Below are 15,133 nucleotides of genomic sequence, written 5' to 3' on the forward strand. Positions count from 1 at the left end.
AATCAACATCCGGCATCAGTAGGAATCAATCCTCACTGTCGAAGGGATCGAAGTCCCTGCGCACCCGACGACGGGGGCGCTCTGAGCGCTCCTCCCGGTCGGCCCGGTATTCGTCGTAGTGCTCGTCGGCAGCGTAGCGCGGGTTCTCCCTGCGGCCACGATAGCCGCCACGTCCGGAAGAGCGACGCTCATGACGGCCGCCACGATCACTGCGGTCATCACGCTCGGCACGGCTGCCACGGCCGCGACGCTCGCCACGGCCTCGGCCGCCACGATCCTCGTCATCGTCGCGGGAGACCCGACGACGATCGCGACGGGAGCCACGGTCCTCGTCCTCGAACCAGTCTCCGCCATCCTCATAATCACGGTCGCGGCTCTGACGACGGTGCCGGGGACGATCCTCCTGGTCCTCGTCGTCGTCGTAGTAGCGATCATCATGCTCTGAACGAGAGCGGCGCGGTGCCTCATACCGATCCTCGCGCTCGGAGGAACGGCTACGGCGATCACGACGATCACGGTCACCACGACCACTGCGCTCACGACGATCACCGCCACGGTCACGACGGTCTGTGCGGCCTCCGCGATCACGGCCTCCTGCGGACTCCTGGTCCTCGAAGCCGGGAATGGCCAGGGAGATCTTGCCACGGTCATCCACACCCTGGACGATGACCTCGACGGTGTCACCCTCCTTGAGGACGTCCTCGACAGAGTCGATGCGCTCGCCGTTGGCCAGGTTGCGAATCTGCGAGATGTGCAGAAGTCCGTCGGTGCCCGGTGTCAAGTTGACGAAAGCGCCGAAGCTGGTGATCTTGACCACCTTGCCGTTGAAGGTCTCCCCCGCCTCGGGCACGTGCGGGTTGGCGATCTGGTCGATGACCTCCTTGGCCTTGGCTGCAGCCTCGCCGCCCTCGGAGGAGATGTAGACCGTGCCGTCGTCCTCGATGGAGACGTCGGCGCCGGTGTCCTCCTGGATCTGGTTGATCATCTTGCCCTTGGGGCCGATGACCTCACCGATCTTGTCGACAGGAACCTGGGTGGTGATGATGCGCGGCGCATAGGGGCTCATCTCGGCGGGTCCGTCGATGCACTCGTTGATCACGTCCAGGATGGTGGCCCGGGCTTCCTTGGCCTGCTGCAGGGCGGCGGCCAGGATGTCGGCGGGGATGCCGTCCAGCTTGGTGTCCAGCTGCAGGGAAGTGATGAACTCGGAGGTGCCGGCCACCTTGAAGTCCATGTCGCCGAAGGCATCCTCAGCACCCAGAATGTCGGTCAGGGTCTTGTAGGTGGGCCGACCGTCGACCTCGCCTGTGACCAAGCCCATGGCAATGCCCGCCACAGGGGCCTTCAAGGGCACGCCGGCAGCCAGCAGGGACAGAGTGGAGGCGCAGACGGAACCCATGGAAGTGGACCCGTTGGAGCCGATGGCCTCGGAGACCTGACGGATGGCGTAGGGGAACTCCTCGCGGCTGGGCAGAACCGGAATCAGAGCGCGCTCTGCCAGGTTGCCATGGCCCACTTCGCGGCGCTTGGGCGAACCCACGCGGCCGGTCTCGCCGGTCGAATAGGGCGGCATCTCGTAGTTGTGCATGTAGCGCTTGGTGGTGGGGCCGGACAGGGCGTCGATGGTCTGCTCCATCTTCAACATGTTCAGGGTCGTGACGCCCAGCACCTGGGTCTCGCCGCGCTGGAAGAGTGCGGAACCGTGCACGCGGGGCACCACGTCCACCTCGGCGGACAGGGTGCGGATGTCGCGCAGGCCACGGCCATCGATGCGGTAGTCCTGGGTCAGGATGCGGCGGCGGACGATCTGGCGCTGAAGCTCCTTGAAGGCATTGCCCAGCTCCTTGTCCTTCTCGGCCTCGTCCATGTCGGTGAACTCGTCGGCCAGAGCCTCGCGGACCTTCTCCTTGATCTCGTGGATTCGATCCTGGCGGGGCAGCTTCTCCGCGATGGACAGGGCCTGGTCCAGGTCGGCATGAGCCACCTGGTCGATGCGAGCATAAAGCTCGTCAGTGTACTCGGGGAAGAGCTGGAAGTCCTTGGTGGGCTTGGCGGCCTTGGCCTTGAGCTCACTCTGGGCCTCGCACAGAACCTTGATGAAGGGCTTGGCGGCCTCAAGACCCTGGGCGACAACCTCTTCATCGGGCTTGATCTGACCCTCGTCATAGATCAGGCTCCAGGCGTTCTTGCCGGCACCGGCCTCGATCATGGCGATGGCGACGTCCCCGCCCTCGACCACACGGCCGGCCACGACCAGCTCGAAGACGGCGCGCTCGCGCTCGCTCCAGCGCGGGAAGGCCACCCACTGGCCATCGATCAGGGCCAGGCGCAGACCCGAGACCGGACCCTCGAAGGGCAGACCAGAGATCAAAGTGGATGCGGAGGCCGCGTTCAGGGCCAGCACATCGTAGGCATCCTCGGGGTTGACAGCCAGGATGGTCTCCACGACCTGGACCTCGTTGCGCAGGGTGTGCGGGAAGAGGGGGCGCAGGGGACGATCAATCAGCCGGCAGGCCAGGATGGCCTCGTTGGAAGGCCGACCCTCACGACGGAAGAAGGAGCCGGGGATCTTGCCCGCGGCATACATCTTCTCTTCCACATCGACGGTCAGCGGGAAGAAATCGTAGTTCTCCTTGGGGCTGGACCCGGCGGTGGTGGTGGACAGCACCATGGAATCGTCATCAAGATAGGCGGCTACTGCCCCATCCGCCTGCTGGGCGAGACGACCCGTCTCGAAGCGCAACGTGCGCTTGCCATATGATCCGTTATCGATCGTGGCTTCTACAGCCGTGATTTCGGGACCCTCCATAGGGTTCCTCCTTTTGTTTACTGCTTGTTTACTACCTGATGTCAGGATGCTCGGCGTCACTTAACAGCCGGAGATCCTTGTACTTCGGTCTGGTCCTGCCGAACCCCATGTCCGGCGATTTTCATTCCTTGCGGACCAGCCTTGCATTTCAATTCGGCACCATCTTCTGCAACCCCATCCCGGGATCGACGGTGCCTGGTTCAGTCATGCAAAAGCGCCCGAGCGCTAGGCCCGGGCGAAAGCATGCATATCAGTGGCGCAGTCCAAGACGCTCCACCAGGGAACGGTAGCGGTTGATATCCACCTTCTTGAGGTAATCCAGCAACCGACGACGATGACCGACCATGAGCAGCAGACCGCGACGTGAATGATGATCGTGCTGATGCTGCTTGAGGTGCTCTGTCAGGTCGGAGATTCGCTTGCTCAGCAGAGCCACCTGGACCTCGGGGGAACCGGTATCGCCCTCGTGGGTCGCGTATTCCTTGACGATTGCCTGCTTCTGCTCACTCGTAAGAGCCACGGCTCCTCCTCTTGCATTCTTCCGTTACGCGGTGCACCAGCCCTATGCTGAAGCGCTCTCGATCCGCGGGCGAAACACGCCAAAAATCCATTATACACAGCGATGGGACCAGAGGTGGGAATGGGAGGAGGAACGGATTCATCCCCGACGGACTCGGTGATGAGGTCAGGCCGCGGTGATCAGGCCTCCGAAGAGGACGATGGCAATGGCCGCCAGCTCAATGATGAAAAATAAGGAGAGAGCGGACCAGCTATGGGTCAGCGTGTTCCAGGGGGAATCCTTGCGCACACAGACCAGTATGGCTACGAAGACGACCGCAAAGACCGCCACGCCCAGGCCAGCGGCGATGATGCCCAGATTGGCCGCGTTGGCCAGAATGGCCTGATGCTGGTAGACCACGAAGGTGCTGTACCAGAAGTTCATCTTGAGCAGGCAGAGGCCGGCGATCAGCTGCTCGGCGGCCAGGCTCAGCACGAAGACCACCCGCCAGAACCAGGAGGACGATTCGATGATGGACATGCCGATGCCCATAAAGGTCAGCACAGTCACCGTCCAGGCAATCAGGGCTATGCCGCGCGGATCCAGGACCGAGGCATAGTGGAGCACGCCCTGGGTGTGGTTGATGGCCAGCGAGCGCCCGTATCCGTATGGAATGACGATGGCCAAGAGGACCGCCAGCGCGAAGACGACCCAACGGACCGGACGGGCACGGCGCTGCTCAATCTCAGCCAGAGAATATTCCGAATCCGGAATAGTCGCTTCAGGGTGGGCCGAAACCTTGTTCACAGCAGTCGCGTCATCCAGGTGCGATGGCACAGATGCAGAACCGGTTGCATCACTTCTGCCGGATTCCGCGCCACCTGCATCGTCGAATTGCTCCATCGGCGACCACACCTCCAAGTCCGCTACTCGTGGACACACCGCCTACAAGCTTATACCGGGCGGCACACCCGCGCCTAGGAATGGGAGAATGGCATGAAAATGATCGGTACTATGCCAAAGCAGCAACTCATACTCATGTTTTTGAGGAGCAGAATTTATAAAAGAGTTCTGAGGGAAGAACTGATTTAATACATATTCCAGCTAAGAGGCAGTGCTGTCTGGTTAATTCAAAGTAGCGCGATTAGTTTTCCGTTTTAGGCTTCCACGTAGGAGGCAATGCATTTGCCGCAGGCAGAGAGCCGTTCGTAACAGTATTTCCAATCCACACTCCCACGAAGAGAGCGTCCGTTCTCATTGCCTTAGTGGGCCCAAGACTGGGCATTTCAATCCGAACTCCTCGTGAACCACACTCCTCGTGAAGGAAGCGACCCATGGATGGTGAAAACTTTGCCTTTGCATTGATATTTCAATCCACGCCCCCACGAAAGGAGTGGCCACTGGTAATCCTCGATCATATGTAGGCCTCCCAATTTCAATCCACGCTCCCGTGAAGGGAGCGACCTGCTGATCTCGGACAGCGCCGGCGTCGCTGATATTTCAATCCACGCTCCCGTGAAGGGAGCGACCACGTGGCGACTGGATATTGAAACAGGTGCCCAGATTTCAATCCACGCTCCCGTGAAGGGAGCGACTGGTGTCCGTGTCCTTCCACATGGGGGTCATCGTATTTCAATCCACGCTCCCGTGAAGGGAGCGACGAGGCCGACGTGACGACGGGGACGGTGACTTGGCATTCCAATCCACGCTCCCGTGAAGGGAGCGACACTATCGGTCGCCGCCATAGAAACCAAGCAAACAAGATTTCAATCCGCGCTCCCGTGAAGGGAGCGACTCAAGGGTGCCGTGGAACTGGTGGATTTGTTCAGATTTCAATCCACGCTCCCGTGAAGGGAGCGACGCCAGCACCTGGTCGAGCATGATGTGCCAGTTGGATTTCAATCCACGCTCCCGTGAAGGGAGGGACGCGCAGTTCCTGGTCGATCTCCGCATCCAATTCCGATTTCAATCCACGCTCCCGTGAAGGGAGCGACTTCATGTAACCGCTGACAGGATAGTACACTGTAAATTTCAATCCACGCTCCCGTGAAGGGAACGACCAGGCAGTGTGTTTGCCATATCAAGTCTCCTATATTTCAATCCACGCTCCCGTGAAGGGAGCGACCGTCCGGTCCTTGATCTTTTCGGCCTCGTCGCGATTTCAATCCACGCTCCCGTGAAGGGAGCGACCTACGAGTAGGACGTTACCGGAGACGAACCAGTGAATTTCAATCCACGCTCCCGTGAAGGGAGCGACCGCTCTCCCTGGCCATCGCCAGGGACCAGCAGGAATTTCAATCCACGCTCCCGTGAAGGGAGCGACAGCCGGAGCTGCCGGACTGGATCGACTGGCCCAAATTTCAATCCACGCTCCCGTGAAGGGAGCGACCCGGTGAGGTGGGCTGTTCGGGGTTGAGCCATAATTTCAATCCACGCTCCCGTGAAGGGAGCGACGCGTCAGGTCGTTGAGCTGGCCGCACTCCTGGCAATTTCAATCCACGCTCCCGTGAAGGGAGCGACCGATGCTGGTCGATATAGGCGATACGTGCCACATATTTCAATCCACGCTCCCGTGAAGGGAGCGACCCCTGACCTACGGCAGGGACCGGGTCGTCTTCCGATTTCAATCCACGCTCCCGTGAAGGGAGCGACCGAATGAAATCATGCCGTACTACAATAAGATGTACATTTCAATCCACGCTCCCGTGAAGGGAGCGACTGCTAAGGACTTTGACGACCTGCTTAATGCTGTGATTTCAATCCACGCTCCCGTGAAGGGAGCGACCGACTGAACCGTGGTACAGTGAGAGACACATAAAATTTCAATCCACGCTCCCGTGAAGGGAGCGACTCATCGTCACTTCCATCATCACAACGTTGACTCAATTTCAACCCACGCTCCCGTGAAAGGAGCGACACTTATAGCATTCCAAATATCGGACACAAAGTCACATTTCAATCCACGCTCCCGTGAAGGGAGCGACGATGGGGTGATGGTTATTGTTGCGCCATCATCCTATTTCAATCCACGCTCCCGTGAAGGGAGCGACGCAGCTGACCAGCGAGGCGGACCAATTCAAGCCGATTTCAATCCACGCTCCCGTGAAGGGAGCGACTCTTACAATCTGTGGCTTGGCTTGCCGTGACCACCAATTTCAATCCACGCTCCCGTGAAGGGAGCGACAGCCATGTTTATGTGAGCACAGCGCGGTTAAAAGATTTCAATCCACGCTCCCGTGAAGGGAGCGACACGTAAGTTATTACCCCGCCAAGCGCCGTATGAATATTTCAATCCACGCTCCCGTGAAGGGAGCGACCCTGCGGGCCGCTGCCACATGCCCAGCGGCTTGACATTTCAATCCACGCTCCCGTGAAGGGAGCGACTTATTGGCTGGCGGGAACAGTGCAGATATCCAGTCATTTCAATCCACGCTCCCGTGAAGGGAGCGACGTGGCTTGATGCCCAGCAGGTGCGGGGCGACATATTTCAATCCACGCTCCCGTGAAGGGAGCGACCCGCTCCATTCCGGCATGAGTTTGCCGTTCTCGCCATTTCAATCCACGCTCCCGTGAAGGGAGCGACTCTTTCATCAGCTGTTGGGACCGGTATCTTGATAAATTTCAATCCACGATCCCGTGAAGGGAGCGACCGTCCAGTGTGGTCGGATCGCCTTGGCTCATCGTATTTCAATCCACGCTCCCGTGAAGGGAGCGACTTCGCCCGTGAAGTCGCCAACCCTGGGGCGGTTGATATTTCAATCCACGCTCCCGTGAAGGGAGCGACCGCATGGCTGCGCCGGACGCCTCGCGCGCCCGGTATTTCAATCCACGCTCCCGTGAAGGGAGCGACCGTGTGTCAGGTACAGTGGTGCAAGTCACAAAAAAATTTCAAGCCACGCTCCCGTGAAGGGGGCGACACAGGGGCAGGTCCGCCGTCGTCGCGCCCTCGATATTTCAATCCACGCTCCCGTGAAGGGAGCGACACGCCTGTTGGCGTGTCTTCAGGAACGCAAGCCTATTTCAATCCACGCTCCCGTGAAGGGAGCGACTCCCTAATGTTCAGACCCTGATGAGGATTTTCCCATTTCAATCCACGCTCCCGTGAAGGGAGCGACTCCATGCCCAGACACACCCTATCCCAATCCACCGATTTCAATCCACGCTCCCGTGAAGGGAGCGACCCGGCAGGGCATGAGAAAACCCGGCTGCCGAGTAATTTCAATCCACGCTCCCGTGAAGGGAGCGACTGGTCTTCGTACCATCAAGTCGGCAGTCGTCGTATTTCAATCCACGCTCCCGTGAAGGGAGCGACGCTACAAGAACTGTCAGACGTGATAAACGGGCCTATTTCAATCCACGCTCCCGTGAAGGGAGCGACTAGTCCAATGACCGGATGTACCCATCATCCACGCTATTTCAATCCACGCTCCCGTGAAGGGAGCGACGGCTACCAGTTCATCTACTTGCGCCGTAGCGAGATTTCAATCCACGCTCCCGTGAAGGGAGCGACTGTTCTCCTGCGGAACGCCGCTGGGCCATACAGTATTTCAATCCACGCTCCCGTGAAGGGAGCGACCATCGGGTGTTGTGGGCTGTTCTGGGTTGAGCCATAATTTCAATCCACGCTCCCGTGAAGGGAGCGACCCACAAGCTCGGGGTCAAACTGCTCACTGCCGATATTTCAATCCACGCTCCCGTGAGGGGAGCGACCCACAAGCTCGGGGTCAAACTGCTCACTGCCGATATTTCAATCCACGCTCCCGTGAAGGGAGCGACGTCATGAGCCAACCATCCCAACAGTTGCAGACAATTTCAATCCACGCTCCCGTGAAGGGAGCGACCAGACCTTATATCATGGCAGCACACGAGCATTACAATTTCAATCCACGCTCCCGTGAAGGGAGCGACCCACTTTTGCGGATTGCCTCTTTGGTGTCTTCGATATTTCAATCCACGCTCCCGTGAAGGGAGCGACCCCCATCGCCGGAGCTGGAGGCTGAACCGTACCGATTTCAATCCACGCTCCCGTGAAGGGAGCGACCGCCTGGAGGGCAGGCACCCACCGAAAACCAGAGATTTCAATCCACGCTCCCGTGAAGGGAGCGACCACTTAATTTCGTCACGTCAGATTGACGCGTAAAATTTCAATCCACGCTCCCGTGAGGGGAGCGACCCCTATGCTAAGACCGGTCACTACTGAGAGGGAATTTCAATCCACGCTCCCGTGAAGGGAGCGACCATTAGCCCGCACTCAAGGCGGCATGATTTTCCCATTTCAATCCACGCTCCCGTGAAGGGAGCGACTCATCGTCACTTCCATCATCACGACGCTGGCCCAATTTCAATCCACGCTCCCGTGAAGGGAGCGACGTCTTGGCGATGCCGCCTGCTGTTTTTGCGACTATTTCAATCCACGCTCCCGTGAAGGGAGCGACGCGCCAAGCACCCACTCGCCTGCCATGGAACCGCAATTTCAATCCACGCTCCCGTGAAGGGAGCGACAACCTGTACTCGGTGTTTCTCAGGCGATTACTCCCATTTCAATCCACGCTCCCGTGAAGGGAGCGACCTGACGGCTGTGATCAGCTTCGCGTCACCGAACGGATTTCAATCCACGCTCCCGTGAAGGGAGCGACCTGGTGGCCGGCGTGATGGTCACCGACCCTCTTGATTTCAATCCACGCTCCCGTGAAGGGAGCGACCACAGGGGCGGGCGGAGGGACCGACGAGACGATATTTCAATCCACGCTCCCGTGAAGGGAGCGACGTGGTCAACGGGTATGGCGGATATGTTTCACGTATTTCAATCCACGCTCCCGTGAAGGGAGCGACGTCCGGCTTCGCCTCACGGTAGGCCACCCCGTCATTTCAATCCACGCTCCCGTGAAGGGAGCGACCGCCCCTCTTGGAATGTTCGTTGGTGCCTCGCTATTTCAATCCACGCTCCCGTGAAGGGAGCGACCCAAAGGCATTAGTCACGCCGTTTCGTGCCGCTGTATTTCAATCCACGCTCCCGTGAAGGGAGCGACCATCATCCACAATGGAGGTTATGGCCGTGTATGGTATTTCAATCCACGCTCCCGTGAAGGGAGCGACCATATCCAGTTTGCTTGTGCCGCCAAAAGTCTCAAATTTCAATCCACGCTCCCGTGAAGGGAGCGACCGCCCAACCGCCTATGAAAGTATGTACCGAGGCGGATTTCAATCCACGCTCCCGTGAAGGGAGCGACATGCAAAAGGCCCGCAGGATGCGGGCCTTATAGGATTTCAATCCACGCTCCCGTGAAGGGAGCGACATCATCCCCATTATCCCCCCACTGCAGTCAGTCCTCATTTCAATCCACGCTCCCGTGAAGGGAGCGACTCGACGAGGCCATCTTTGGCAAGGTCATCGATATATTTCAATCCACGCTCCCGTGAAGGGAGCGACATCTGCCTTGTACGCTGTTGACTTAGTATAAGTATTTCAATCCACGCTCCCGTGAAGGGAGCGACCTTATATTACTCAGTAATATAGGATTGTCAAACAATTTCAATCCACGCTCCCGTGAAGGGAGCGACGACCGACCTTTTGCGTATCGTCGAGATCGCCCTTATTTCAATCCACGCTCCCGTGAAGGGAGCGACGAGCACCCCGTTAGAGTCCCTCCCGTAGAGTGGATTTCAATCCACGCTCCCGTGAAGGGAGCGACCCTAGGAGTTTCGCAGCAGGCTATCCGCTATTGGATTTCAATCCACGCTCCCGTGAAGGGAGCGACCAAGCCGTCAGCCCACACCTCTCGGGTATGACTGATTTCAATCCACGCTCCCGTGAAGGGAGCGACTCCAGGGCACGACCACGCTCAAGTGTCGGGCAGATATTTCAATCCACGCTCCCGTGAAGGGAGCGACATAATCACATAATCCGCGATACCCAAATACTCTCAATTTCAATCCACGCTCCCGTGAAGGGAGCGACGAGCAGGGACGAGGCAGTCCAGCGTTGGTATAAAATTTCAATCCACGCTCCCGTGAAGGGAGCGACGCTGATAATGGCGTGTGGCCGCGCAGGGGCTTGAGATTTCAATCCACGCTCCCGTGAAGGGAGCGACCGAGGCAGCCGGCTGTCAGCCTGGGGCCGTCGGGATTTCAATGCACGCTCCCGTGAAGGGAGCGACAGGATGAGATACTCGACTATGCCAAAGCCACCGGATTTCAATCCACGCTCCCGTGAAGGGAGCGACCAATCGTCTCCAACCGGGTCTCCCATCTGAATGACATTTCAATCCACGCTCCCGTGAAGGGAGCGACTGGCCGTCGTTCCAACCATCATCGTCAGGTATGGATTTCAATCCACGCTCCCGTGAAGGGAGCGACCCCTGGTCGGGTCCGCCGGTGATGGTGCGGATGAGATTTCAATCCACGCTCCCGTGAAGGGAGCGACTTGGACCCTGGCGAGCATGACGACCCCAAGACCGGATTTCAATCCACGCTCCCGTGAAGGGAGCGACTCGGGTACATAGCGTTTGGCGGTCTGTGTGATGATGATTTCAATCCACGCTCCCGTGAAGGGAGCGACATGACCAAGGTACTATGGCTTTACGCTCCATCAAAATTTCAATCCACGCTCCCGTGAAGGGAGCGACCTGCGGCCAGCCAACCGTGAGACCGGGCACAACACATTTCAATCCACGCTCCCGTGAAGGGAGCGACTAGGCGAGGAAGCCGACCGCACAAAAAGCCGTGATTTCAATCCACGCTCCCGTGAAGGGAGCGACGACCACCAGCCATCTGCGCGACCGTATCATCAATTTCAATCCACGCTCCCGTGAAGGGAGCGACTCAGTCAAGACGCTGGCTGCGAAGAAGCAGATGTCATTTCAATCCACGCTCCCGTGAAGGGAGCGACAGGGTTGGGAAACGGCGGTATCTCGCCACTTATCAATTTCAATCCACGCTCCCGTGAAGGGAGCGACTCGCAGCAGCAGAGCAAGACCGAGGATACAGCTATTTCAATCCACGCTCCCGTGAAGGGAGCGACACGCTCATTGCCAGCCAGCCATTCCCACCCGTAGGATTTCAATCCACGCTCCCGTGAAGGGAGCGACGTCCCAAAGGCGACAAGGGGGACAAGGGCGATCCAGATTTCAATCCACGCTCCCGTGAAGGGAGCGACATGATGTCCCACGATTCCTGTACGGCCTTCCTGTATTTCAATCCACGCTCCCGTGAAGGGAGCGACTGCCGAACACCATGGGCCAGTCCTCCTGGGCGTCATTTCAATCCACGCTCCCGTGAAGGGAGCGACATGACGATAGCGAGCACACCCAGCAGTGCCGCCAATTTCAATCCACGCTCCCGTGAAGGGAGCGACTACAATCTGTGGCTTGGCTTGCTGTGACCACCAATTTCAATCCACGCTCCCGTGAAGGGAGCGACCAGCCAGACGACTCAAAGAGCACTTAGAAGCACTATTTCAATCCACGCTCCCGTGAAGGGAGCGACACGCTATTCGCGTGATAGTAGCCGATGGGCGATTGATTTCAATCCACGCTCCCGTGAAGGGAGCGACCCTGAGCGTTCTGTAGGTTGGTGTTCTGTTGACGAATTTCAATCCACGCTCCCGTGAAGGGAGCGACCTCAGGAGATCTGTTGAGTAGCCCCGGCTCTAACCCATTTCAATCCACGCTCCCGTGAAGGGAGCGACCGGTTTTCCGCCCATCCGACGAAAAACCCCGCTTCAATTTCAATCCACGCTCCCGTGAAGGGAGCGACTGTCTTGGGGCGACGCATGCGACGAGGCAGATTTCATTTCAATCCACGCTCCCGTGAAGGGAGCGACGAGTCAGACCAACCGGCATTTTGCGCTACTTGTTATTTCAATCCACGCTCCCGTGAAGGGAGCGACCTGGCAGCTCGCGATTAACCCAGTCCACGACCGCAATTTCAATCCACGCTCCCGTGAAGGGAGCGACGGTGCAGCATGTAGGGAGGGTGTGGACCAAACGTATTTCAATCCACGCTCCCGTGAAGGGAGCGACAAATGCAGCAACTAAGCAACTCCATCCTGGCTGTATTTCAATCCACGCTCCCGTGAAGGGAGCGACCATATGATACGGCAGGCCAGCCGACGCGGAGAGATTTCAATCCACGCTCCCGTGAAGGGAGCGACGCCACGGCACCTGGATGATCCCATCGATCCCCAAATTTCAATCCACGCTCCCGTGAAGGGAGCGACCCGATGAGGGGAGATTCTCAATATGGTCTCACCTTATTTCAATCCACGCTCCCGTGAAGGGAGCGACCACACCATATCGCTCAGAGTGCCCAGGCTTCAGTATTTCAATCCACGCTCCCGTGAAGGGAGCGACCGGGGATTTTCTCCGGTGACTGGACTCGCGTCTGATTTCAATCCACGCTCCCGTGAAGGGAGCGACTCGCAAGCGTCATCCAAGGCATCGCCAAAGTAGTATTTCAATCCACGCTCCCGTGAAGGGAGCGACGAGAATATCCACATCCTTGACGCTCATGTTCTTGATTTCAATCCACGCTCCCGTGAAGGGAGCGACCTCGTTGGTGGTACACGGTATCCACCGGCACCTTATTTCAATCCACGCTCCCGTGAAGGGAGCGACTATAACATCTCCCCACCAGATTGTCAAGCATTTTGATTTCAATCCACGCTCCCGTGAAGGGAGCGACTCGCGTTGGTGGTACACGGTATCCACCGGCACCTTATTTCAATCCACGCTCCCGTGAAGGGAGCGACCCACGCTGATGATGCTGTACGCCCCACGGCAAGATTTCAATCCACGCTCCCGTGAAGGGAGCGACACCCGAGTTCTGAACCCCGCGTGCTGCCGTTGGAATTTCAATCCACGCTCCCGTGAAGGGAGCGACCGTATTCACCCTCAAGACCCGAATCGTCCCACCAAATTTCAATCCACGCTCCCGTGAAGGGAGCGACCGGAAACCAGACGACCGATCCCGTTTTCTTCCAATTTCAATCCACGCTCCCGTGAAGGGAGCGACCTTACCGCCATTTTCGGATCGCCGGATACATGGGATATTTCAATCCACGCTCCCGTGAAGGGAGCGACGGGCACTTTGAACAAGCTTAGTAGACCGCAATTGATTTCAATCCACGCTCCCGTGAAGGGAGCGACGCCAATGCCGAGCTCGGCAGGGACACGACATTGGGATTTCAATCCACGCTCCCGTGAAGGGAGCGACGGATTCGGTGCGCACCATCAACACCACCGAACAATTTCAATCCACGCTCCCGTGAAGGGAGCGACCAATTCCTTGGCCTTATTAAGCTCTGACTTTGTAATTTCAATCCACGCTCCCGTGAAGGGAGCGACCGTCGCCTCCCAGGGCCTCGGCCCGGCGTGAGCGATTTCAATCCACGCTCCCGTGAAGGGAGCGACCTGCGTATGTCAGTCCATCACGCGTCGGATATTATTTCAATCCACGCTCCCGTGAAGGGAGCGACATACGCTGGCCGGTTTGGATGTTATGGCTTATGCGATTTCAATCCACGCTCCCGTGAAGGGAGCGACTGATACCGGGTGACACACGGTCACACACGCCACGGCGATTTCAATCCACGCTCCCGTGAAGGGAGCGACTCTGTCGTCTGCATTTCCCGGTAAAAGACTGAAATATTTCAATCCACGCTCCCGTGAAGGGAGCGACGATACGCCCAGAAGCTGTTCCTCGATTTTCCCGCATTTCAATCCACGCTCCCGTGAAGGGAGCGACCAACATCCAACACAAGACCACTGGGATGAACGATATTTCAATCCACGCTCCCGTGAAGGGAGCGACCAATCATCCCGGCTGGAACAGCCCCATTATCGAAATTTCAATCCACGCTCCCGTGAAGGGAGCGACATGGACTTTGCCGCCTGGAACAAGGGATTCCAGGGATTTCAATCCACGCTCCCGTGAAGGGAGCGACACGCGATCCTGCCTGCGGACTACTGGCAGACGGATATTTCAATCCACGCTCCCGTGAAGGGAGCGACAGTAACTAGCAGCGTTTGCAGCCACAGCTTGTGCAATTTCAATCCACGCTCCCGTGAAGGGAGCGACCCACCACCTTATAGTAGTGCTGCTCTTTGGTCTCATTTCAATCCACGCTCCCGTGAAGGGAGCGACGATTTCGCAAACGCCATCCTCCCAGCCGACTACTGATTTCAATCCACGCTCCCGTGAAGGGAGCGACCCTACAGATCATAGATCATTTTGAAGTCTACGGGCAGATTTCAATCCACGCTCCCGTGAAGGGAGCGACGCTAAGGATTATGACGACCTGCTTAATGCAGTCGAATTTCAATCCACGCTCCCGTGAAGGGAGCGACTCTTTGCAGGGAGTCAGACCAACCGGCATTTTGAGATTTCAATCCACGCTCCCGTGAAGGGAGCGACAGCACAATGATACATCCAATGACCAATATATGATCAGCTTTAAATGGCTGACAACTCCCAACAGCCCGAACTAGGTATCCAGCTTCTGTTTTCTAGTCGAGCAATTGAGATGATGCTTCAAGTTGATAACATCACTATTCAGTTATCAAACAACTGTTCATCCGATTCACCAAAATTCTAGCTTCCTTCGTATAAATAGCCGTCTGATTTGAAATGCGAAAAGAACTCAGCTCAAAAACATGCGAAATTAAGACCGTATATCGTCATGAAGTAAAGATTTGCGGCGCGAAGGATCAGGTGAATACATGATTGCTAGCGTTTCGCGCCAACGTTGATCCACAACAACAGTAGTCAACATACTGCACCGTTTACAGAATTACACCAGCCACTTAGCTATCGTCTAATTTCCGTGG

The 15,133-nt window shown here is 57.5% G+C and carries 3 protein-coding genes and 1 CRISPR repeat array; all 3 genes read right to left on the minus strand.

Going from position 1 to position 15,133, the window contains the following annotated elements:
- Positions 1-25: 25 nt before the first annotated feature.
- Positions 26-2,809 (minus strand): polyribonucleotide nucleotidyltransferase, encoded by a 2,784-nt coding sequence (locus CI603_RS07630; RefSeq protein WP_121913641.1) that lies wholly within the window; start codon positions 2,807-2,809, stop codon positions 26-28.
- 250 nt (positions 2,810-3,059) lie between these two features.
- Positions 3,060-3,329: a 30S ribosomal protein S15 gene (gene rpsO, locus CI603_RS07635; RefSeq protein ID WP_024626835.1), complete on the minus strand. Its 270-nt coding sequence runs from the start codon at positions 3,327-3,329 to the stop codon at positions 3,060-3,062.
- A gap of 165 nt (positions 3,330-3,494) precedes the next feature.
- Positions 3,495-4,211 carry a hypothetical protein gene (locus CI603_RS07640; RefSeq protein WP_121913642.1) on the minus strand — a complete coding sequence of 239 codons (717 nt, stop codon included), beginning with the start codon at positions 4,209-4,211 and terminating at the stop codon, positions 3,495-3,497.
- Positions 4,212-4,674: 463 nt separating this feature from the next.
- A CRISPR array of direct repeats spans positions 4,675-14,720; the repeat unit is 32 nt; unit sequence ATTTCAATCCACGCTCCCGTGAAGGGAGCGAC.
- Positions 14,721-15,133 lie beyond the last annotated feature (413 nt).

Source organism: Bifidobacterium sp. wkB338, from assembly GCF_003688325.1.
GTDB lineage: Bacteria > Actinomycetota > Actinomycetes > Actinomycetales > Bifidobacteriaceae > Bombiscardovia > Bombiscardovia polysaccharolytica.